We start from the raw sequence: 21581 nt of genomic DNA on the forward strand, positions 1-21581 counted from the left end.
CACTTGTCGGTGGCGCTGCGTAAGCTCGCGAATGTGACCGTCCTCGCACCCGCCCTAGACGACGACAGTCCGGCCGATGCCTTCCTGGCCGACGCCCAGCGGTACCGGCGTGAGCTGCTCGCCCACTGCTACCGAATGACCGGCTCGTTGCACGACGCCGAGGATCTCGTGCAGGAGACCTACCTGCGCGCCTGGAAGTCCTATCAGGGCTTTCAGGGCAAATCCTCGGTGCGCACGTGGCTGTACCGGATCGCCACCAATACGTGCCTGACCGCGCTCGAAGGCCGCCAGCGCAGACCGTTGCCGTCGGGGCTGGGGACGCCGAGTTCCGCGGGCACCGACGAGATCGCCGAGCACCACGAGGTGCCGTGGCTGGAACCGCTGCCGGACGAGTCGGCAGATCCCGGCAACATCGTCGGCTCGCGCGAATCCGTGCGCCTCGCGTTCGTCGCCGCGCTGCAGCACCTGTCACCACGGCAACGCGCGGTGCTCGTGTTGCGTGAGGTGCTGCAGTGGAAAGCCGCCGAGGTCGGTGAGGCCATCGGTTCGTCGACCGCCGCGGTGAACAGCCTGCTGCAGCGGGCCCGGGCACAACTCGACGCGGTCGGCCCGAGTGAGGACGACAACGTCGTCCCGCCCGAGTCACCCGAGGCGCAGGATCTGCTGAGCCGCTACATCGCGGCCTTCGAGGCGTACGACATCGACAAACTCGTCGAGTTGTTCACCGCCGAGGCCATCTGGGAAATGCCGCCGTTCGACAGCTGGTACCAGGGTCCGCACGCCATCGGCGAGCTGTCCCGGCACAAGTGCCCCGCAGAAGGCCCGGGCGACATGCGTTTCATCCCGACGACCGCCAACGGCCAACCCGCTGCGGCGCTCTACATGCGCAATCCCGAGACAGGTGTGCACGAGGCGTTCCAGCTGCAGGTGCTCGACATCGGCAAGAACGGCATCTTCCACGTGGTGGCGTTCATGGAGCAGTCGCTGTTCGAGAAGTTCGGGCTGCCTGCGACGCTGTAGGCAGGCAACCGCCACTGCGTCAGTGTCATGACAGGGAACAGCCGCGTCGCTCGCCCTGATCGGTGCCAAATTAGGATCGGATTCATGGGCACCCTCGATGACGTGGCGCGAGCTGCGGGCGTGTCGAAGTCAGTCGCCTCTCGGGCTCTGACGGGTGACGTCAGGGCGCGCATGAGCGAAGCCACTCGGGCGCGGGTGCTCGCGGCGGCAGCCGAACTCGATTACGTGCCGAATGCGCGCGCCCGCGCCTTGCGCCAGTCCCGCTCGGGCGCAATCGGATTGATCGTGCCTGACGTCAACAACGCGGTGTTCGCAGACATGCTGGCAGGAGTGCAGCAGGCGACCGCCCGCCACGGCACCGATGTACTGCTCGGCCAGGTCGATCCGCCACCGCAAGGGGCCCAACAGTTATCCCGCCTGGTGCGGGAGGGCCGGGTCGACGGATTGCTGATCCAGCGGCGCGAGGATTTCGACGACGCCATGCTGGCCGCGGTACTGCACTCGGGGGTGCCGGCGATCACCGTCAACTCGCGGCTCCCCGGCAGGGCCGGATCGGTGATCCTGGAGGATGAGCGCGGGGCGGGGCTGGCCACCGGACACCTGATCGCGTTGGGTCACCAGCGAATTGCGTTCATCTCCGGTACCCGTACGCACGACACCGCGGGCCGGCGTAAGAGCGGCTATCTGCGGGCAATGACCGATGCCGGCCTGACACCCGACCCGGCCTGGGTGATCGACGCCGGCTGGGAGTCCGACGCGGGGGCGCGGGCGCTGACCACGCTGCATCACGATGTCGGATTGGGAAAACCGAACGGCCCCAGCGCCGTCGTGGTCGCGAGCGTCAACGCTGCCGTGGGCGCCCTGTTCGCCGCGCTACGGCTCGGCGTGCGGGTTCCGGACGAGCTGTCGATCGTCGGCATCAACACGACATGGGTCGCTCACACGGTGTATCCGGCGATCACCACGGTGAAGCTGCCGCTGCACCGGCTCGGAGACGTCGCCGCCACGATGCTGCTGGAGCACCTGGGCGGAGCCGAGCTCACCGATGTGGTGGTCGACGATCCGGCACCCGAATTGGTGGCGAAGGAGACCACAGCCGCCCCCAATTCGTGATGCAGTACGTTCTCAGCGCCTGAAGTCGGCGGGGCGCTTCTGTACAAAGGCCGCGACCCCTGCCACGCCGTCCTCGGAGGTGAACAACTCCATCAGCACGGCACGTTCATCGCTGTAGGCCAACGCGCGCTCGGCACCCGACACCAGATCCTTGGTGGCGGCCAGCGCCGAGGCCGACGAGCCGGTCAGAACCGCAGCCAACTCGAGTGCACGGTCCCGGCTGGCTCCCGCCGCAACCACCTCGTTCACCAGGCCGAGTCCGTGGGCTTCGGCCGCTGAAAGCCGTTGCCCGAACATGATGAGCTGCTTGGCTTTACGGCCACCCACCTGTGCCGTCAAACGCTGCGTCCCACCCCAGCCCGGGATCAGTCCGAGGGACGCCTCGGGAAGCCCGAACTCGGCGGTGTCGCCCGCTACCACGAGGTCGGCGGCCAGCGCGACCTCGAATCCGCCTCCGAGGGCCATCCCTTCGACCGCCGCAACGACCGGGACTGGCACTGTGGCGATGGTTTCGACCAAAACACCCGCAGCGCGCGTGAGTTCGCCGATCTCACCCAGATCGCCACGCCCGTACACCGAGATATCCGCTCCGGCACAGAAAAAGGAGCCGCCGCTGAGCACGATCACCCGGGTGTCAGCCGGGCGCGCATCGATCGCCTTGGTCAGCGACCGCACCATGTCTAGATCGAAAGCGTTGCGTTTTCTCGGACGGTTCAGCACGACGTGTAACACGCCTGCCGCGGCCTCTGCATCGACGCTCACCGACTCGCCGATCACCAGCGTCTCAGCCATCATTTACCCACCTTTGCTTGAAGTCGATCGATATCTTTTGTGTCGTAGCCCAATTCAGCAAGAACAGCGCAGTTGGAGCTGCCCAGCCCGGGTGGCAGGCTGCGCACCCCCGGGCGCTGCCCGTCGTAGAGCACCGGGTGCCCGAGGAGTTTGACGGCGCCCGCCGTCGGATGGTCGATCTCGATCACCGACCTGTTGTGCTGCACTTGCGGATCCTCGATGATGTCGGCGTAGGTGTTCACCGGCGCGAACCAGACTCTGGCTGCCGCGAACACCGCACTCCATTCGTCAGTGCTGCGTTGCCCCATGTGCTTGGCAATCCGCTCATTGACGTCTTCACGCCTTTCGTAAGAAGCGTCTTCACCGACACCGAGGAACCAGTCGTCCTCGAAGACGGCAGCCAGCACCGTCAGCGCATTGAGTGAAAGCGTGAGATGACCGTCCGCGGTGGCGAAAACACCATATGGCGCTTTGTAATACGGTGACGACACGCCGCTGCTGCTGCGCTGACCGGTGTACCCGTTCAAGAAGTACGACAGCGGTTCGATCTGGAGATCGAGTGCGGCACTGAGCAGATTGCTCTCCACCCGGACGCCACGTCCGGTGCGTTCGCGCCCATGCAAGGCCGCCAGAATCCCGAACGCTCCCAACACCGCGCCATGCTGGTCGACAATCGAAGCGCCGACCGGCGTCGGCGGGCCATCGGCCGTACCGGTCGCTGCAGCAATTCCCGACAGGGACTGCAGTAGCACGTCCTGCCCCGGCCGGTCCTTGTACGGTCCGTCGCTGCCGTAACCCGACAGCGAGCAGTACACCAACCGGGCATTGCGGTGGTGCAGCCGCTCCCACCCCAGGCCGAGCCGCTCCATCACGCCGGGCCGGAAACTCTCGATCAGTACGTCCGCCTCGTCGATAAGGCGGAGTACGACGTCCACCCACTCCGGATCCTTGAGATCCACCACGAGGCTGCTGACGTTCCGGTTGCCCAGCAGGAAGAAGACACTCTCCCCGTTGAGATAGGCGTCGGGGCCTGACCACGATCGCTCGAACGCACCCGCCGGTGGCTCGACCTTCACCACGTGTGCACCCAGATCGGCGAGCAACTGCGTGGCCGACGGGCCTTGCAGGAAATGCGTGAAACTCACGACGCGAATCCCGTCGAGCATGGACATCGGTGCCTCCTTGAGCGATTCCCAGGCGGGTTGGCGCGCTTCGCCACCGGATCATTCAACCAAGAAGAACAATCGATTGTCCAGATTTCACGGGATTTTGCGCAATCGGTTGCTTACTGCACATTTGCCGTGATTCACTGTGGCAGCCGTGACCTGGGACACGGGTGGCGGTTGCCCCATTCGATGCGTGCCGACAGGAGCCGCCATGGTCAACTCATCGCCCCAGCAATCTCGCGCCGCCACTCCGCACACCGCCGGCCCTCCGACAAGCGGGCTACGGAGAGTCGTCGCGGCGTCGATGGCCGGCACCGTCATCGAGTGGTACGAGTTCCTGCTGTACTCGGCGGCCTCGGCCCTCGTCTTCGGCACACTGTTCTTCCCGAACACCGACAACGCACTCGACGGAGTCGTCAACGCTCTGCTCGTCTATGCCGTCGGCTTCCTCGCCCGCCCACTCGGCGGACTGGTCTTCGGTTACTTCGGTGACCGCGTGGGACGCAAGAAGCTGCTCCAGGTGAGCCTGCTACTGGTCGGAGCCTCGACATTCGCGATCGGCTGCATCCCGGGGTACGCCACCATCGGGATGGCTGCTCCACTGCTACTGGTCCTGATGCGCTTCATCCAGGGTGTCGGTGTCGGCGGCGAGTGGGGCGGCGCGGTGCTGCTGATCGCCGAACACAGCCCGAACAAGAGCCGCGCCTTCTGGACCAGTTGGCCGCAGGCCGCGCTTCCGCTCGGCAATTTCGTTGCGACACTTGTCCTCACCGGCCTGGCGTTCGCGATGACCGAGGACGCCTTCCTGGCCTACGGCTGGCGCATCGCGTTCTGGTTGTCGGCCGTGATCGTGATCGTCGGCTACTACATCCGGGCCCGCGTCGATGAGGCGCCGCTGTTTCTGGAAGCGCGCGAGGCGGCCGAGAAGGCCAATGATCCGACCCCCTCCGCACTGCAGGTCATCAGGGCCTACCCCCGTCAGGTGCTGATCGCCATGGGCGCCCGGGTCGCCGAGAACATCATGTACCAGATGGTCGTCACGTTCTCGATCACCTATCTGGCGTTCACGATCGGAGCCACCACCACCGAGATCTTGCTCCTCATCCTCGGTGCGCATGCGATCCACTTCCTCGTGGTGCCGTACTACGGCCGAATCGCCGATACTTGGGGTCGCAAACCGGTCTTCCTGCTGGGATCCGTGCTGGCCATCGGTTGGGGTTTTGTCGGTTATCCGTTGCTGTCCACCGGAAACGATGTCCTCATCTTCCTCGGCATCACCCTCGGTCTCCTGGTCCACGGTCTGATGTACGCCCCGCAACCGGCCTTGATGGCCGAGATGTTCCCCACCCGCATGCGCTACACCGGTGTCTCACTCGGCTACCAGGTGACCTCGATCTTCGCTGGATCGCTGGCCCCCTTCATCAGCACCTCGCTGCTGCGCTCATATGAATCCTGGGTGCCGATCGCCTGCTACCTCGCAGTGGCAGCGATCATCTCGACGGTGGCGGTGAGTTTCCTGACGGAGACCAAGGGCATCGACCTGGCCGACCTCGACACCGCCGCCCCCGCACCTCGGGCCACCTCATGGCAATAGCCGGCCCGGGCGAACCGTGGGCCGCATGGCTGGGGCTCAACTTCGTGAACCATGCAAGAACAATCCATTGTTCAATGCTCCGCGGATATTGCACAATCGGTTGCTCAACGCATGAGTGTGTGCTTCGCTATGTGCACCACCGGGCGTGACCGCCCGACTTTCCTTCAACCACTCACGAATTTCGAGAATGGGATCAGTCACTACATGGGCGATATATCAGTTATTGATCGGTTCACCGGCTCGAAACCGGCGCGGGGCGTACACCGATGACCCGCCGACTGGAAGTCATCGGGATCGACAAGGAGTATGCGACGTCCCACGGCGTGACTCGGGTTCTGCAGCGGCTGACCCTGCACGCCGACCGCGGCGAGTTCGTCTCCATCGTCGGCCCGAGCGGATGCGGCAAGTCGACCCTGTTCAACATCATCACCGGCCTGGTGGCGCCCACCGCAGGGTCGATCGTGGTGAACGGCGTCGATGTCACCGGCAGCACCTCGGAACACATCGGCTATGTCCTGCAGAAAGACCTGCTGTTCCCGTGGCGGACGGTTCTTGAGAACGTCATCCTCGGACTGGAAGTCCGCGGCACGCGCAGGAAAGAAGCCCGCGAACGCGCCCGCCACCTGTTCGCGGCCTACAAGCTCGAGGGCTACGAGGACAACTACCCCGCCGATCTCTCTGGAGGCATGCGGCAGCGGGCGGCACTCATGCGCACCATGGTGACAGATCCGGACATCATCCTGATGGACGAGGCGTATAAGGCACTCGACTATCCCCTCAAGATCGCGCTGGAGGGCGAGCTGCTCGAAACCGCCAGAGCCACAGGGAAAACCGTTGTCGCTGTCACGCACGACATCGAGGAAGCGGTCACGATGTCCGACCGCGTGTACATCCTCAAAGCCCACCCCGGAGAGATCGTCGACGAACTCGACGTCGATCTCGGCACCACGAGCACCGATATCAACGAGCGGCGACTCGCGCCCCGATTCAACGAGTTCTACGAAAAGATCTGGCGCGGAATCGGACAGTCGGCGGACGTCGCATGAACCCCACCGGCCGCCCATTTCCTCACCTCACCCAGGAGGACAGATGACCACCGTGCTGACCGAGCCGTCGGCCGCCCCCACACGACCGGTCCGGCGGCGGACGGCGACCGCATCGCCGCGCAGCCGGCGGATCATCCTGCACACCATGCAAGTACTGATCGTCGTAACCGCGTTGTCCGCATGGGAGTTCGGCGCCCGTAGCGGTGCCATCAGTTCATTCCTCTTCGGCAGCCCCAGTGCGGTGTGGAACGTACTACAGACCCGCGCGGTCTCCGGTGAGCTGTGGTCCGACATCGGCATCACCAGCACGGAGGTCATCCTCGGATTCCTGATCGGCGCCGTCGGTGGATCCGTCCTCGGCCTGCTGCTGTGGTACTCGCAATTCGTCGCGGATCTGACGTCACCGTTCATCGCGGCCGTCGGGTCGATCCCGGTTCTGGCGGTCGCGCCATTGACAATCATCTGGTTCGGCACCGAGATGACATCCAAGGTCGTGATCGTCGCGTTCTCGTGTGTGGTCGTGTCATTGACCACCTCCTACCGCGGCGCCCGACGCACCGATCCCGACCTGATCAACCTGATGAAGTCGTTCGGCGCCTCCCGCTCCCAGATCTTCCGCAAACTCGTTGTGCCGTCAGCGATGACATGGGTGGTATCGGGTTTGAAGCTCAACATCGGCTTCGCACTGGTCGGCGCAATCGTCGGCGAATACATCAGTTCCGACGCCGGTGTTGGTCACATGATCCTGCTCGGCAGCTCCAATTTCACCATCAGCCTCGTCATCGCCGGCATCGCCATCGTCATGGTCATGGTGCTGGTCTTCAACCTCCTCGTCAGCGCTGTGGAGCGCTTTCTTGGTCATTGGGAAAGGTCATGATCATGAACACTCGAAAGTTGCTCCGACAGTTCGCCGTTACCGCCACATCGGCGACAGTCCTGCTGGCCGCGGCCTGCGGAAGCGAGCCCGCGCAGGCCACGGACGGTACCACCACGGTGCGAATCAGCCAGGCCTTCCAGTCGCTGCTCTATCTCCCGCTCTACGTCGCGCACGAGAACGGCTACTTCCAGGAACAGGGGGTCACGGTCGACATCGCCACCGGCGGCGGTGGCACCCAGTCCTGGACCGCGGTGCTCAGCGGATCCGCCGACTTCTCCATCCAGGATCCGGTTTTCGTGCCGAAGTCACACGAGAACGGCGGTCCCGGTGTGGTGGTGGCGGCCATCCAGAACGCTCCCTCGGTGTTCGTCATCGGGCGCAATGGCGGCAACGCCACCCTGAACGACCCCTCGGTGTTCGAAGGCAAGAAGGTCGTGGTGAGCCCGGAGCCGGACACCAGTTGGGCCTTCATGAAATATCTGATCGACCAGAAGGGGCTGAAGGACGTCACGATGGTCAACGTCGCGCTCGGCAGTGAACTCGCCGCCGTGGCAGGTGGACAGGCCGACCTGGCACTGTCCTTCGAGCCGACCGTCAGCCAGGCAGTGGTGGACCAGGGCCTTGCGGTCGTCTATTCCTTCCCCGCCAATCCGGACTGGTACCCCTTCGCCTTCTCCAGTCTCACCACCACGGAGAAGTACCTGCAAGACAACCCCGAACCCGCCCAAGGGGTCGTCACCGCCATCGCAAAGGCATCGAAGTTCATCTACGCCGACCCGGAGGCCACCATCGACATCGCCGCAAAGTACTTCCCGGATCTGCCCCGCGAGGTCGTCGCGGCCGCCGTCGAACGGGAGATCGACGCCAAGGGTTACGCAGAGGACATCACAGTGACCAAGGAGTCATGGGACCGCAACATGGAGATCTCGTTGTTCACCAAGAACATCGCGGCCTACCCCTCGGATGCCACGTCGTATGAGAACAACGTCAATACCGAACTGACCACCCGGGCCCGCGACGCACTCGAGGCAGGATGAACATGACCGTGCATCCTCCAGAACCCGCAAATCTCGAACAAGCCTCTGCTGCATACGATCTCGGTCTGTCCACACGCGAATTGGCTGAGTTCGCCCCGCACGTCGAAGACATGCTGGCCTCCTGGGATGTGGTCGCCGAATTGCACAGGGAGATCGAGCCACCCACCGTCACACGTGCCTGGGCGAAGCCGGCGCACAACCCTTTTGGCGCCTGGTACGTCACATGCGACATCACCTCGACCGGCGCGGGCCTGTTGGCGGGCCGGACGGTGGCTATCAAGGACAACATCGCCGTGGCCGGTGTGCCGATGATGAACGGCTCAGCGTTGGTCGAAGGCTACCTCCCTAACCAGGATGCCACCGTGGTGACCCGGCTGCTGGCCGCCGGCGCAACCATCACCGGCAAGGCCGTCTGCGAGGATCTCTGCTTCTCCGGTGCGTCGCACACCGCCGCCACCGGTCCGGTTCGCAATCCCTGGGACCACACCCGGACAACGGGTGGATCCTCCAGCGGCAGTGCCGCTCTGGTCGCGGCCGGGGTGGTCGATCTCGCGATCGGCGGTGACCAGGGCGGCTCGGTTCGACTGCCTGCCGCGTTCACCGGGATCGTCGGGCACAAGCCGACACACGGGCTGGTCCCCTACACCGGCGCGTTCCCCATCGAGCAGACCCTCGACCACCTCGGTCCGATGACCCGCACCGTCGCCGACGCGGCGCTGGTTCTCGACGTGATCGCCGGACCTGATGGCCTGGATCCCCGACAGCGCGATGGGCGCGACGGGCCCACGTTCACCGACGAGCTGACCCGGCCCACAGCAGGGCTGCGGGTGGGTGTGCTGACCGAGGGCTTCGGGCACCCGGAGTCGGCGCCGGGCGTCGACGCCGCCGTCCGCGGCGCCGTCGACGTCCTACGCGCCGAAGGGTTGCTCTGCGAGGAGGTTTCGATACCCTGGCACCACCACGGCAAGCGGATCTGGGATGTGATCGCGGTCGAGGGTGGTACCGCCCAGATGGTCGACGGCAACGCCTACGGCAGAAACTGGCAGGGTCGGTACGACCCCGCGCTCATCGAGCACTACGGAAGCCGACGCCGCGCCGATGGCTCCTCCTTCCCGGACACCGTGAAGCTCGTGCTGCTGGCCGGCCGCCACACCCTCGATCGGCACCACGGCGTGCACTATGCGATGGCCCGCAACCTCGTTCCGCGCCTGCGAGCCGCCTACGACGAGGCCTTGTCGCGCTTCGACCTCCTCGTCATGCCCACCACGCCCATCCTTGCCAGCCCGATACCGGGAAGCGATGCGCCACTGGAGGAATACCTGGCGCGGGCATTGGAGATGATGGCCAATACCGCCACTTTCGACGTGACGGGCCATCCTGCGTGCAGCGTCCCGGCCGGCTTGGTCGACGGACTGCCGGTCGGGATGATGATCGTGGGCCGCCACCTCGACGATGCCACGGTCCTGCGGGTTGCGCACACCTTCGAGCACGCCTGCGGGGGCTTTCCCACTGCGCCGGATGGGGCATCATGAGCGACGTGCACGAGATCGAACTGGACCTCACCAAATCACTGGTGGACGACCCGCGGGCGGGTCACAACCGCTGGCATCCAGACATTCCCGCGGTGCTGCGATGCGCGCCGGGCGACACGGTGGCGATGCGTGCGCGCGACGGTTACGACGGTCAGATCACCCGGGATTCGACCGCGGCGGACGTGTTGGCCATGGATACCGCCCGCATCCACCCGTTGACCGGACCCGTGTACGTCGAGGACGCCGAACCCGGTGATCTCCTGGTGGTCGATGTGTTATCGGTGGAGACCGGCGACTTCGGTGCCACCCTGAACATTCCCGGATTCGGTTTCCTGCGTGACGAATTCACCGAACCACACGTCGTGCGCTGGGAGATCGCCGACGGGTTCGCCCGGTCGGCGGACCTGCCAGGCGTACGGTTGCCTGCGGCCCCCTTCATGGGGGTGATGGGGGTAGCGCCGTCACGAGAGTTGTTCGAGCGCAGCAGATCCGCCGAACAACAGGTCGCCCGGGAGGGCGGTCTGGTCGAACTTCCGAATCCCGCCTCGGCGGTGCCACCGGACCTCCCGGGGGATCCGGGGCGGCGCACCATCTGCCCCACCGAGGCCGGCGGCAACATCGACATCAAACACCTGACCGCGGGTAGCCGGGTGTACCTGCCGGTGTGGGTCACGGGCGCATTGTTCTCCGTCGGCGACGGTCATTTCGCCCAGGGCGACGGCGAGTCCTGCGGTGCCGCAGTGGAAACCACCACCAGAGTGGTGCTGCGATTCGACCTGCGCAAGCGGGCAGCGACGTCGGGCGGCGTCCGCTACCTGCGCTTCGAGCGCCTCACCGGCGAGCCACCGGAGGTGGCCGCCCGTCCGCACTTCGCGGTCACCGGTGTACCGGTAGACGACGGCCGGATCCACCCGGAGAATCTCAACCTGGCCACACGAAACGCACTGCGCCTGATGGTCGATCACCTGGCCGATGAGCGCGGGTTCACCCGTCAGCAGGCGTATGCGCTGTGCAGCGTCGCCGTCGACCTGCGCATCAGCCAGATCGTCGACGTGCCCAACGTGTTGGTGTCGGCCATGGTGCCCACCGACATCTTCGAGTGAGCCTCCGGCGCGTGACTTTTCGGGCCGCCCACGGTCACCTCGGCCACGGGTCGACGTACGGGCCTGGGATGTCCGGCGTTGCGCTCTCTTCTGCATGGCTCCTTTCTCTCCGACGACGCTTGAGCAGCGAACGGCTCAATCCAGCACGACGACGGTGCGGCTGCGGGAACCGCAGCATGCCTTAACAGCGTTGAGGAGCCAACTCCGTCCAGGCGTCACCCGGGATGGATCGCCACAACAGCAAGCGGGACTCTGAAGTCACCGAACTGCATTGATCCGAGTCACTGCTGATGATCGGATCGCTGTGATCGGATGCCGGCAAGCACAACGTCGACGATTCTCTCCGCGTCCGCAGGGGTGAACATACGCATTCCCCGGTTGACGATGAGATGCACTGGGCCGGAGATCATCTCGCCCAGGAAAGAGCTGTCGACCGGGGGAAGTTCGCCTCGGTCGACCGCGGTGTCCACCCGCTGTCGCATGGCGGCCACCCGGGCGTCGAGCACCCTGGTCAGCGCGCGCAAGGTAGCGTCGTTACGAGTGGGTTGGATGGCCCTTTCGAGGGTGCGCCCAAACGGTGTTTCGAGCCCGGCCGCAAGGGCCACCAGAAAATCCACCAAATCTCGGCGTATGTCGCCGGTGTCTGCAATCGAGGCGAGGCCTTCGGCATACCGCAACAACGCCTCGGCGACCAGCTCCTCGCGATCAGGCCAGTTACGGTAAACGCTGGCCTTGTGCACGCCTGCCGCCGCGGCAACATCCTCATACCGGAACCCGGCGATGCCATCACGCGCCACGAGTTCTGCGGTGGCGGCGAGGATTTGCGCCTTGACCCGCGCACTACGGCCGCCGGGACGCCGCGCTGGCGGAGGGTCGGTAGTCCCCTTCCTCATCACCACCCTCACCTTCTGCCTTGTTGACGATTGTTGCCAAGTGGAGCGTTGCGGTGCAACCCGGATGCATATACGCTCGCTAAAGCGACAAATTATCGCTTTAAGTAGGACGGCCGCAGCCGGCGGCCGTTCACCCGTCGCCCACCACCCCTTCGTGATCCATGGAGCGCTGTTGAAAATTCTTGTGTCTGGCGGCGGCATAGCCGGATTGGCGTGTGCGCTGGAATTCGGCCGCCGCGGCCACGATGTCACGGTGATCGAACGCGCTCCCCACCTCCGGCTCACAGGCACCCCGATCGACATCCGCGGGGATGCCATCGAAGCCGTGGAAAAGATGGGACTGCTCACGCGAATTCAGGCACGCCGCGTCCGGATGTCTGAGCAAACACAGTTTCTCGACATACACGGCGAACCGATCGCCCGGATGCCCATCGCAGAGATCGGCGACTCCGATGACGACATCGAGATCCTGCGCGAGGATCTCGTAGGCATCCTGGCCGATGCTGTTTCGGACGCAGCGACCATCCGCTTCGATGACTCCATCAAGGTCTTGGCCCACAGCGACGACCACGTCGACGCACAATTCGCATCGGGCCGGACCGCGCGGTACGACCTCGTTGTCGGCGCCGACGGCCAGTACTCCGCGGTCCGCCGACTGGTGTTCGGGCCCGACGAGCACTGCCTGAGACACCTCGGCGTGTACTTCGCCCTCGCCCATCTTCCCGATGAGCCTCACACTGAGGGCGCGAACTCGATATACAACGTTCCCGGCCGAATGGCAGGTGTGTTCCGATACGGGGGTAAGACGGTCGCAGTTTTCGAGTTCCGCTCGGAATCAGTCGATTATGATCCCGACGACGTGGACGGCAAGAAGCAGATCCTGTTCGACGCTTTTGCCGACTACCGGTCGTGGCGTATCCCAGAGCTGCTCGAGGCAGCACGCGTCGATCCTGCCTTCTACTTCTCTGCCGCGAGTCAAGTTCACCTGACCTCTTGGCACCGTGGTCGCGTCGTGCTCGTCGGGGACGCCGGCTACTGCGCGGCGTTCCTGTCCGGCCGGGGCACTTCGCTGGCCCTCACCGGTGCGCGGTTCCTCGCCGAAGAACTGGATCGAGATCGCGACCACACCACGGCATTCGCGCGGTACGAAGCCCGGCAACGCCCGTATGTGACGTTCGCTCAGGGCCGAGTGGCCAGTGGCCGCGATCGCGTCCTTCCTGCAACCTGGGCCGACATTGCCGCCCGCAATCAAGCCCTGAAAGCGGCCAGCACCCGAATACTTTGACTGCGAACTGTTTTCAATACCCGACCACCGGAACGGATCGGCCGACCGTCTCACGCCGCTTACCCAAACAACGTAATTCCCAGTTCATTTGAACGAAAGTACATGGTGAAACAGCTTCAAGATGATTCAGTCGGAGGCGACCAAGCGCACAGCTGGAGCGCCAGGCTCGTCCTCTGGGCAGCGGTTCTGACTCTCGCCAACGTTCTGGCTGATCTGGTCATCGGATCGCCCATGATGGTCTTGCCGCAGTTGATGGAGCATTTCGACACCGATCAGGCGGCCTGGCTCAACGCCGGGGGGATGCTGGCCGGGGCCATCTGGTCACCGCTGCTGGCCAAGAGTTCCGACATCTTCGGTAAGCGCCGGCTACTTCTCATCACCCTTCTCCTTGCCTGCGCAGGGGCCGTGATCTGCCTGCTGGCCACTACCCTGTGGATCTTTCTGGTAGGACGTTTTTTCCAAGGAGCTGCATTCGCCGCGGTCTTCCTCACGGTGGCGCTCACACAGCAGATCTGCAAGCCGACAGTGGCCATGACACTGGTCGGCATTCTGACGTCGGGTTCGTCCATTGTCGGGATCATCGAGCCATTTGTGATGCAGCCTGTCATCGAGTCATTCGGGTTTCGGGGCGTGTTCGTCGCCGCGGCCTTGCTCGCTGCAACCGCCGCGGTCTGTGTGCGCTTGTTCATCCCCGAGTCGCCGATCCGCACCGGCGGCAGGATCGATGTGGCCGGGGCGCTACTTCTCGGTTGCGGCCTCGGCGCGACCCTTGCCTACATCAGCCTCGGCAGTGACGCCGGCTGGTTGTCCGGGGGCATGGTTGCGCTGTTGACTGCCGGTGTCACGGCATTGGCAGGCTGGGTGTTCCTCGCGCTGCGAATCGATGAACCCATCATCGACATCCGGGCATTGTCCCGTCCTGTTCTGCTCACACTGTTGGCACTGGTGTTGGCTGCGGGCTCCTTTCGCAGCATGCTGCAACTGACCGGTATCACCGCCCAGGTCTCCCCTGCACTCGGTCTCGGTTACGGGCTGGGCGGCAGTCAAGCGCTCGCCGCGCTGCTCGGTACGGCCAATCTCGGCATCGTTGTCGGCGGAGTCGGCGCCGGATGGATCGCGGGCCGAGTCGGCTCGGCGCTCCCGCTTCTGGGCGGTATCTCCGTGGGCACCGCTGCGACCTTCGGGATGCTGGCAGGGGTAGCACTGCTGCCGCTGGCGATGGCCTGCGCCGCCATGCTCGGTGTTGCCGCCGGTGCAATAGGCGCCTCGGGCTACAACTTGGCCACCAGCCTCGAAGACCCCGAACGGCAAGGCATGACAGCCGGCCTGGTGTCGGTTGTGCTCGCCCTCGGCTCGGTCGTGGTCAATATCGCCGGCGGGGAGGTACTCAAAGCCACCCAGCTACCGGGCCTCAGCGCAGGTGGAGCCGCGGTCAGCACCGCGTCCGGCGTTTATCTGTACATCACGTTGGCGGGAGTGCTCTTTGCATTGGCAGCGGTGCCGGTCATCGCGGTGTTACGCACCACCTTTCGACAAAGCTTGGAGAATCTGTCCGAATAGCGACGCCCGCAGCTCAGCTTCCTGGTCCTGCGTCATTCCCTCGGCGATCAGCGGAACGCATCGAGCCGCTCGCTGGCCCACTGCCGGAACGTGCGTCCGGGCCGTCCGGTGATGCGCTCGACCGATCGCCGCGCCTCGTGGTCGTGCCGCGGCAGCTGCGACCAGTAGTCCAGGATAGCGTCGACCAGAGGTAGCGGAGCGTGCCGCGAAAGGTGTTGCACGGCTTGTTCTCTGTTCGGCTCGCGCCAGTCCAGTTCTCGTGAGAGCAGGCTCGCCAGAGTGTCGCGTTGCTGATGGAAGCTGAGCACCTCAGGGCCGCCGAGGGGCAGGACGAGGCCCTCCAGATCGTCGTCGGTGAGCGCGCGCTCGGCCACGTCGGCGATGTCCTCGGGATGGATGACGTCGAGACAGGCTCCCCAGAAGGGCTGCTCGACCGGGACTCCGGCGCGGATGAAGGATGCCCAATCGAGCGTCATGGTGGCGAACGTTCCCGGCCGCAGCACCGTGGTGCTGAAAGACGCACCACCAAGGGACTTTTCGACGTGGGCATGATGTCGCGCCAACGCGTTGTGTTCCGCGTTGCCCATTTCCACCGAGTCCGAGGAGAGCAGGACGACCCGCCGCACACCTGCGCGCTCTGCACAGTCGACGAAGTCCTCGATGGCAGCGGGTTCCGCGTAGAGGAAGATGCGGTCGACACCCGCCAATGCCTCGTCGAAGGTTTTCGGCGCGGCGAGATCCAGTTCGACGATGTCGGCGCCCAGCCCTGCCGCCTTGCGGGGATCGCGACTGCCCGCTCTGACGGCATGGTCGGCCGAAGCCAACCGTCTGACCAGGCTCGCTCCGATTGCACCCGTGGCGCCGGTGATGAGTGTGGTCACCGTTGAAACCCTACGAGCGAATTCGCGACGAAGCAAGACTTGAGTCCGGCTTCATGACATAGCAGCAGGTAGAGCAACTATGTGAGTGCGCCCGGCTGAGCGCCCGACAGCACCAGGTCCAGCAAAGCGCTCAGTTCGGCTCCCAGATCGATCACCGGCGGTTCCTCCTGGACCCACCGCGCCATCGCAGAGACGTAGCCCAACGCGAGCAGCCGCCCGACCTGTTCGGGTCGCACGGACGGTCGAAGAACAGCCTCGGTTTCCACGATCAGGGCGGAGAGATCCACCCCGACTGGATGGTCGACCAGCATCGTCGTGTGCAGGAGCGCGGGCGGGACCAACGCGCGCATCTCCGCACGGGCAGCGGAGTTCGCGGTGGCCAGGGTGTCCAAGTAGGCGCCGAGCACGTCCCGAAGTGGCCGACCCGCCACCCCGTCAGTTCGCGCCGACTTCCTGGCCTCGTCCCGTCGTCGCCGCATCCATTCCTCCAGGAAAAGCGTCTTGCGGGGAAAGTGTGTGAAGACGGTGCTGCGCGACAGCCCCGACCGGTCGGCGATCTCGTCCATCGAAGACGCCTCGAATCCACGCTCCACGAACAACGCGATAGCGGCTTCGTAGACCCGGTCGTGCCGTTCCACTCGCTTCAGCGTCCGCCGGGTCGGCCCCTGCCGCACACCCCGCCCGCGCGTTCGCCCGGTCACTGTCTCAGAGCGCTCTGGATCCATCGCCCCAGTGAAGCACGGCGGGGCGCACCCAGAACCGGATGATGATCGGGATGCTTTTGATTCCAGCGCTTGTCGTCAGACTTCTACGAGAGCCAGACTGTCGACGCGCTGCTGGTGCCGGCCTCGGCGCCGACCGGTATCCCGAGAAAGCCTCAGAGTCGGGCTCTCTCGGACGACGCGCGGTCGTGCACGGGTGTGCCCAGAGTTCGCAGCAGCGCCAGCGCCCGTTCCGAGGGTGACCCCGCGACGGTGGTGACCACGATCAGACTCTGACCAGGCGAGCGCGCAATGGCCAGCGTCTGCTGGGTGACAGTCAGCGCACCGACCACGGGATGGTGCAGGTCGTAGGACGCGGCGTCGCAGGGAGTGATCCGATGATCGCCCCAAATCGTGACGAACTCCGGGCTGTTCATCGTCAGCTCACCGATGAGAGCGGCAAGATCACGGTCGTCCGGATACCGCCCCACGGCGATGCGCAGATTGCCCACCACTGCCCTGGCCTTGCGCCGCCAGTCCGCATAGAGCTCGCGCTTGTGTCCGTCCAGGAACACCATTTTGCTCATGTTGGGCCGGTTCACCACATCGTCCACGGCGGCCCGGTCCACGTGTCCGGCCAGCAGGGCGTGCCCCAGCTGATTCCACGCCAGCACATCGGTGCGCCGGCCCAGCACCAGCGCCGGCACCCCGTCGAGGGCACGCAGCAGATCCCGCGTCTCGGCGCTCACCTTTTCCGGCCGCGGGCGCCGCGGCCGAGGTGCCCGCCGCGCAGCCCCGGCCAACCGTTCGAGGTGTTCACGCTCGTGCGTATCGAGTTGTAGCGCACCGGCAATCGCTTCCAGAACCTCGGCTGACGCGCCACGGGAGATGCCCTGCTCGAGCCGCGTGTAGTAAGACACGCTGACTCCCGCCAGGTGCGCGACCTCGTCGCGACGCAGACCCTGCACCCGTCGGCGCCCACCGAAGTCCGGCACACCGATGTCCTCGGGCCGGGTACGTGCACGCCGCGCCTGTAGAAATTCTCCCAGCGGCCCAGGTCCGTCCATCTCCTCAGTATCCGTGCGCGGTGGGATCCCAGCCACCCCCTGCCAGGGTTAGGACCGACAAGGTGTGGTTGCCCACCGCGCACCTCGACAGGCTCGTGTGAGAACCGCCGATGGCCGAGGGAGTCACATGGATCAGATCGAGTTGGGCGACGTCACCGTCACCCGCGTCAAGGAGTACTACGGCTCCGTGCAAATGGGGCCCGCCGACTTCTTCCCGGACAGCACCAATCACGATTGGGAAGCAAACAAACACTGGCTGGCCCCTGATTTCTGGGATCCCGGCACCGATCAGTGCATTTCGGCGATCCAGACCTGGGTGCTGCGCAGCGAGGGACGCACCATCCTGGTCGACACCGGTGTCGGCAACCACAAGGAACGGCCCTATGTCCCGGTGTGGAACCACCTCGACACCGCGTTCCTCGACAACCTGGCCGCCGCAGGCGTTTCTCCCGATGACGTCGACCTGGTGATCAACACCCATCTGCACATCGACCACGTCGGCTGGAACACCCGCCTGGACGGTTCGACGTGGGTGCCCACCTTCCCGAACGCGACCTACCTGATGCCACAACGCGATTTCGACTTCTGGAACCCGGCCAATGGCCACAAACCAGCCGCCAGCCGCGGAAGTCTGAATGTGTTCGAGGACAGCGTCGCCCCGGTCCACCAAGCCGGGTTGACCCATCTGTGGGACGAGACCTACCAGATCGACAAGAACCTGCGGCTGGACCTCGCGCCCGGACATACCCCCGGCTCGTCGGTCCTGACATTGGAATCCGGCGGAGACCGTGCAGTGTTCGTCGGCGATCTCATCCACACCCCGCTGCAGATCGTCACGCCTAACACCAACAGTTGCTTCTGCGAAGACCCCGCGGAATCACGCAACACCAGGCACAAGCTGCTGGGTCGGGTCAGCGACGACAATGCGCTGCTGTTCCCGGCACACCTCGGTGGACACGGCGCTGTCGAAGTGGTCCGCGACGGCTCCCGTTTCGCCATCAAGGGCTGGGCCGGCTTCGCCCGTATCAGCTGATACCAATCACTACAGGAGAACCCTTGTCTCAGAACAACACAACCGTCGTCCGAACCCCGTACGGAGCGGTGTGCGGTATCCGCGACCAGAGCGGCGAGCGTTACCTCGCCATCCCCTATGCCGCCACCCCGACGGGAGCCGCCCGCTTCGCTCCACCGGCACCGCACCCGGGTTGGGACGGCGTCCGGGACGCGACACGTCACGGGGCGACGGCGCCGCAGCCGGTCCGCGACTTCGGCGCACTGGACATGCGGCCGTATTTCGGCCCCGGGTGGGTGCGCGGCGCGGACTACCTGACGCTCGATGTGCACACTCCCGGCGCCGACGATGCGGCGCGACCGGTGATGGTGTTCGTCCACGGCGGCGGATTCGTCACCGGGTCGTCGCAGGCCGCGCTGTACGACAGCGGGGCCTTCACCCGTGACGGCGTCGTGCTCGTTACCCTCAACTATCGCTTGGGGATCGCCGGATTTCTCGATGTCTCCGGAGCGCCCCGCAACCGCGGACTGCTCGACGTGCTGGCCGCGCTGCGCTGGGTCCGCGACACGATCAGTACCTTCGGCGGAGACCCCGGAAACATAACGCTGTTCGGCCAGTCCGCCGGCGCCACTTTGGTGGGAGCCCTGCTCGCCACATCCGAGGCCACCGGCTTGTTCCACCGGGCTGTCATGCAGAGCGGTAGCGGCACAGGTGCGTTCACACCTGAGCAGGCGGCCCGAGTCACGCGGGCTGCAGCAGCCGAGCTGGGCGTGCAACCCACCGCGGACGGGTTCGCAGACGTTCCCGATGAACAGTTCGTGGCCGTGCTGCCCGCGCTGGCAGGACTTGACCTGCGAACCGCTACCGCCACCGACCCACTCGTGGGCCTGAGTCCGTTCAGCCTCGTCCTGGACAGGCAGCCCGCCGATGCATTGGCGGACAGTCCGGCGGCCGACGTCGCTCTGCTCATCGGCACCAACACCGAAGAGGGCAACCTCTATCTCGTCCCCCAGGGCACCTTCGATACGTCACAGCACGCTGATGTCGTGGCCGTTGCAGCCCAGACACATTCGGACCCGCACGCCGCGGCGGCGGCTGTGGCCGCCGACCGTCCACATGCCACTCACGGCGAACTACGCTCGACCCTGCTCGGCGAGGCGCTTTTCGGTGTCGGCTCCGCTCGGATGGCGCAGGCCCACTCGTCGATTTCACAGCGCGGAACCTACGTCTATCGTTTCGGATTCCGATCGACAGCGCTTGGCGGCAAGCTCGGTGCGGCACACACCGTGGAGCTTCCCTTTGTCTTCGACATTGCCGATTCCCCGTGGCTGCACGGGGATACGGGCCTGCTGGGGCCCGATCCGGTTCCGGACGGTCTGGCCCGGCGGATGCACGCCTCGTGGGTGGCGTTCGCCCGTAACGGTTCTCCTGGCTGGAACGGCTATCGCAGCGATGACGTTGCAGTGCAGCACTTCGAGTAGCCGCCGGGCCCGCGATGGTCGGGACTCGACTGCGAAGCCGCCAGCCCGTCAAGCTGTCGTGGTTGCCTGTGGTTGCGGCGCCTTCGCCGCGCCGGCCTGGATGATCTCCCTGCGGCTGGTCTCCGGGCCGTAAGCCAGTGCGACAAGCGTCAGGGCGGTCAAGAGGCCGAGGTAAACCACGATCACCCACCAGTGGCCGAACGCAGCGATCAACGCGGTGGCGATGAGCGGCAGAAAACCACCGGCCAGCACCGACCCGATCTCCCGGGCGAATGCGAAACCGGACAGCCTGGTCCGGGTATCGAAAAGCTCGGCGAAGTAAGCCGCCTGCGGCGCAAGCATCGCTGGATACAGAATTCCCAGTCCCACAACGAAACCCAGGATCAGCAGCGGGGAACTCAGGGTCTGGAGCAGCATGAAGAACGGCACCAACCACAGTACGGACAGCAGCGCGCCGCCCGCGTACACCGGCCGACGACCGATCCGGTCGCTCAGGTGCGCCCAGATCGGGATGAACACCACCTGGATCGCGGACGCGATCACCACCGCCAGCAGGGTGGTGCTGCGCTCCACTCCGAGGTTGTTGACGGCGAATCCCACCGCGAAGACCGGGAACAGATACGCAAACCCGTTCTCCGCCATGCGGGCTCCGACCACGACGAGGAAGTTGCGCGGGCTGCGGCGAATGGACTCCAGGACCGGGATCTTGGTCTCCTGCGCAATCCCGGCCGCCTCGGCCTGCACTGCATTCTCGTACGCTTCGGTCTCGTCGATGCTGCGACGGATGAAGTAACCGACGGCCAGCAGAACAGCGCCCAGCAGGAACGGCACCCGCCAACCCCAACTCTGGAACGCGTCCTCCGGCAGCAGCGTGGCGAGTTGGTACACCCCGGTCGAGAGCAAGGTGGCCAGCGCGAAGCCGGTCGGCGCCCAGGCACCGGCCAGGCCGCGGCGCTGCTGATCTCCGTGCTCGACGGAAAGCACTACGGCGCCGGCATACTCGCCGCCGGCCCCGAAACCCTGCAACAGCCGAAGCAGGATCAGCAGGAGCGGCGCCCATACACCGATGGCGCCGTAGTTGGGCAGCACACCGATAAATGTGGTGGCCAGACCCATCAACACGATGGTGAAGATCAACATCTTCTTGCGACCCAGTTTGTCGCCCATGTTGCCCAGCACGATGCCGCCGAGCGGACGCGCCAGGAACCCCACGGCGTAGGTGGCGAAGGCCGCGAGCGTGCCGACGGTGGGGTCGGCGTTGGGGAAGAAGTGGCTGTTGAGCACCAGCGCCGCCGCGGTGCCGTAGATGAGGAAGTCGTACCACTCCAGGGTGGTGCCGACCAGGGCGGCGATGCCCGCCTTGCGGGCCTGGTTGGGTGCGGCGGTTGCCATACTACGTGTCCTTTGTGAGGTGAAAGGTG

General features: G+C 65.3%; 19 protein-coding genes. 12 read left to right on the top strand and 7 right to left on the bottom strand.

Features of this window, described 5'->3' with window-relative positions:
• The first annotated feature begins 3 nt into the window (after positions 1-3).
• On the top strand, positions 4-1020 hold the full coding sequence (locus G6N67_RS10025) for a sigma-70 family RNA polymerase sigma factor (protein ID WP_036435484.1): 1017 nt from the start codon (positions 4-6) through the stop codon (positions 1018-1020).
• A gap of 84 nt (positions 1021-1104) precedes the next feature.
• Positions 1105-2133, top strand: a complete 1029-nt coding sequence (locus G6N67_RS10030; RefSeq protein ID WP_036432451.1) for a LacI family DNA-binding transcriptional regulator — start codon at positions 1105-1107, stop codon at positions 2131-2133.
• A gap of 12 nt (positions 2134-2145) precedes the next feature.
• Here G6N67_RS10030 and G6N67_RS10035 read toward each other — a convergent pair whose 3' ends face one another.
• Entirely contained in the window at positions 2146-2928 is a 783-nt protein-coding gene (locus G6N67_RS10035; RefSeq protein ID WP_230022997.1) for an enoyl-CoA hydratase/isomerase family protein, read from the bottom strand.
• Positions 2925-4097 carry a CaiB/BaiF CoA transferase family protein gene (locus G6N67_RS10040; RefSeq protein ID WP_036432449.1) on the bottom strand — a complete coding sequence of 391 codons (1173 nt, stop codon included), beginning with the start codon at positions 4095-4097 and terminating at the stop codon, positions 2925-2927. Before G6N67_RS10040 ends, G6N67_RS10035 begins: the two co-directional genes overlap by 4 nt.
• 205 nt (positions 4098-4302) lie before the next feature.
• On the opposite strand from G6N67_RS10040, the gene G6N67_RS10045 reads away from it, so the two are divergent.
• From G6N67_RS10045 to G6N67_RS10070, 6 genes are all read left to right on the top strand, one after another.
• Positions 4303-5685, top strand: a complete 1383-nt coding sequence (locus tag G6N67_RS10045; RefSeq protein WP_051578691.1) for an MFS transporter — start codon at positions 4303-4305, stop codon at positions 5683-5685.
• A 266-nt stretch (positions 5686-5951) separates the two neighbouring features.
• Positions 5952-6731, top strand: a complete 780-nt coding sequence (locus G6N67_RS10050; protein ID WP_036432445.1) for an ABC transporter ATP-binding protein — start codon at positions 5952-5954, stop codon at positions 6729-6731.
• Positions 6732-6774: 43 nt separating this feature from the next.
• Positions 6775-7608 (top strand): ABC transporter permease, encoded by an 834-nt coding sequence (locus tag G6N67_RS10055; RefSeq protein ID WP_036432443.1) that lies wholly within the window; start codon positions 6775-6777, stop codon positions 7606-7608.
• A 2-nt stretch (positions 7609-7610) separates the two neighbouring features.
• Entirely contained in the window at positions 7611-8645 is a 1035-nt protein-coding gene (locus G6N67_RS10060; RefSeq protein WP_036435481.1) for an ABC transporter substrate-binding protein, read from the top strand.
• A gap of 2 nt (positions 8646-8647) precedes the next feature.
• Complete coding sequence (locus tag G6N67_RS10065; RefSeq protein ID WP_036435479.1) at positions 8648-10177, top strand: amidase; 1530 nt, start codon at positions 8648-8650, stop codon at positions 10175-10177.
• Complete coding sequence (locus G6N67_RS10070) at positions 10174-11280, top strand: acetamidase/formamidase family protein (RefSeq protein WP_036432441.1); 1107 nt, start codon at positions 10174-10176, stop codon at positions 11278-11280. The genes G6N67_RS10065 and G6N67_RS10070 overlap by 4 nt, the downstream gene beginning before the upstream one ends.
• A gap of 281 nt (positions 11281-11561) precedes the next feature.
• Here G6N67_RS10070 and G6N67_RS10075 read toward each other — a convergent pair whose 3' ends face one another.
• Positions 11562-12173 carry a TetR/AcrR family transcriptional regulator gene (locus G6N67_RS10075; protein ID WP_036432439.1) on the bottom strand — a complete coding sequence of 204 codons (612 nt, stop codon included), beginning with the start codon at positions 12171-12173 and terminating at the stop codon, positions 11562-11564.
• A 64-nt stretch (positions 12174-12237) separates the two neighbouring features.
• Here G6N67_RS10075 and G6N67_RS10080 point away from each other — a divergent pair, with 64 nt between their 5' ends.
• Both G6N67_RS10080 and G6N67_RS10085 read left to right on the top strand, forming a co-directional pair.
• Positions 12238-13458 (top strand): FAD-dependent oxidoreductase, encoded by a 1221-nt coding sequence (locus G6N67_RS10080; protein ID WP_197747959.1) that lies wholly within the window; start codon positions 12238-12240, stop codon positions 13456-13458.
• Between the two features lie 102 nt (positions 13459-13560).
• Positions 13561-15018, top strand: a complete 1458-nt coding sequence (locus G6N67_RS10085) for an MFS transporter (protein ID WP_051578689.1) — start codon at positions 13561-13563, stop codon at positions 15016-15018.
• A gap of 47 nt (positions 15019-15065) precedes the next feature.
• Here G6N67_RS10085 and G6N67_RS10090 read toward each other — a convergent pair whose 3' ends face one another.
• The 3 genes from G6N67_RS10090 to G6N67_RS10100 form a co-directional block, all read right to left on the bottom strand.
• The gene (locus G6N67_RS10090) at positions 15066-15899 is read right to left on the bottom strand and encodes an SDR family oxidoreductase (RefSeq protein ID WP_036432437.1); all 834 of its coding nucleotides are present in this window, start codon (positions 15897-15899) and stop codon (positions 15066-15068) included.
• Between the two features lie 77 nt (positions 15900-15976).
• Positions 15977-16537, bottom strand: coding sequence for a TetR/AcrR family transcriptional regulator (locus tag G6N67_RS10095; protein ID WP_230022991.1), 561 nt, complete (start codon positions 16535-16537; stop codon positions 15977-15979).
• Positions 16538-16776: 239 nt separating this feature from the next.
• A complete protein-coding gene (locus tag G6N67_RS10100; RefSeq protein ID WP_051578688.1) occupies positions 16777-17667 on the bottom strand; it encodes a helix-turn-helix domain-containing protein in 891 nt (296 codons plus the stop codon).
• 127 nt (positions 17668-17794) lie between these two features.
• Between G6N67_RS10100 and G6N67_RS10105 the strand changes: the two genes are divergently transcribed.
• Together G6N67_RS10105 and G6N67_RS10110 are read left to right on the top strand one after the other, a co-directional pair.
• On the top strand, positions 17795-18700 hold the full coding sequence (locus G6N67_RS10105) for an MBL fold metallo-hydrolase (RefSeq protein WP_036432433.1): 906 nt from the start codon (positions 17795-17797) through the stop codon (positions 18698-18700).
• A 23-nt stretch (positions 18701-18723) separates the two neighbouring features.
• Positions 18724-20160, top strand: a complete 1437-nt coding sequence (locus G6N67_RS10110) for a carboxylesterase/lipase family protein (RefSeq protein WP_051578687.1) — start codon at positions 18724-18726, stop codon at positions 20158-20160.
• Positions 20161-20208: 48 nt separating this feature from the next.
• On the opposite strand, the gene G6N67_RS10115 is transcribed toward G6N67_RS10110, so the two are convergent.
• Complete coding sequence (locus tag G6N67_RS10115; RefSeq protein WP_036432429.1) at positions 20209-21552, bottom strand: MFS transporter; 1344 nt, start codon at positions 21550-21552, stop codon at positions 20209-20211.
• Positions 21553-21581: the final 29 nt, after the last annotated feature.

Origin of the sequence: Mycolicibacterium mageritense (genome assembly GCF_010727475.1) — a bacterium.
Classification (GTDB): domain Bacteria; phylum Actinomycetota; class Actinomycetes; order Mycobacteriales; family Mycobacteriaceae; genus Mycobacterium; species Mycobacterium mageritense.

What these genes read in the sequence shown, in the direction of transcription:
- G6N67_RS10030 (WP_036432451.1), top strand. Translation starts at nt 1,105, where the DNA reads ATGGGCACCCTCGATGACGTGGCGCGAGCTGCGGGCGTGTCGAAGTCA.
- G6N67_RS10035 (WP_230022997.1), bottom strand. Translation starts at nt 2,928, where the DNA reads ATGATGGCTGAGACGCTGGTGATCGGCGAGTCGGTGAGCGTCGATGCA.
- G6N67_RS10040 (WP_036432449.1), bottom strand. Translation starts at nt 4,097, where the DNA reads ATGTCCATGCTCGACGGGATTCGCGTCGTGAGTTTCACGCATTTCCTG.
- G6N67_RS10045 (WP_051578691.1), top strand. Translation starts at nt 4,303, where the DNA reads ATGGTCAACTCATCGCCCCAGCAATCTCGCGCCGCCACTCCGCACACC.
- G6N67_RS10050 (WP_036432445.1), top strand. Translation starts at nt 5,952, where the DNA reads ATGACCCGCCGACTGGAAGTCATCGGGATCGACAAGGAGTATGCGACG.
- G6N67_RS10055 (WP_036432443.1), top strand. Translation starts at nt 6,775, where the DNA reads ATGACCACCGTGCTGACCGAGCCGTCGGCCGCCCCCACACGACCGGTC.
- G6N67_RS10060 (WP_036435481.1), top strand. Translation starts at nt 7,611, where the DNA reads ATGAACACTCGAAAGTTGCTCCGACAGTTCGCCGTTACCGCCACATCG.
- G6N67_RS10065 (WP_036435479.1), top strand. Translation starts at nt 8,648, where the DNA reads ATGACCGTGCATCCTCCAGAACCCGCAAATCTCGAACAAGCCTCTGCT.
- G6N67_RS10070 (WP_036432441.1), top strand. Translation starts at nt 10,174, where the DNA reads ATGAGCGACGTGCACGAGATCGAACTGGACCTCACCAAATCACTGGTG.
- G6N67_RS10075 (WP_036432439.1), bottom strand. Translation starts at nt 12,173, where the DNA reads ATGAGGAAGGGGACTACCGACCCTCCGCCAGCGCGGCGTCCCGGCGGC.
- G6N67_RS10080 (WP_197747959.1), top strand. Translation starts at nt 12,238, where the DNA reads ATGCATATACGCTCGCTAAAGCGACAAATTATCGCTTTAAGTAGGACG.
- G6N67_RS10085 (WP_051578689.1), top strand. Translation starts at nt 13,561, where the DNA reads ATGGTGAAACAGCTTCAAGATGATTCAGTCGGAGGCGACCAAGCGCAC.
- G6N67_RS10100 (WP_051578688.1), bottom strand. Translation starts at nt 17,667, where the DNA reads ATGGACGGACCTGGGCCGCTGGGAGAATTTCTACAGGCGCGGCGTGCA.
- G6N67_RS10105 (WP_036432433.1), top strand. Translation starts at nt 17,795, where the DNA reads ATGGATCAGATCGAGTTGGGCGACGTCACCGTCACCCGCGTCAAGGAG.
- G6N67_RS10115 (WP_036432429.1), bottom strand. Translation starts at nt 21,552, where the DNA reads ATGGCAACCGCCGCACCCAACCAGGCCCGCAAGGCGGGCATCGCCGCC.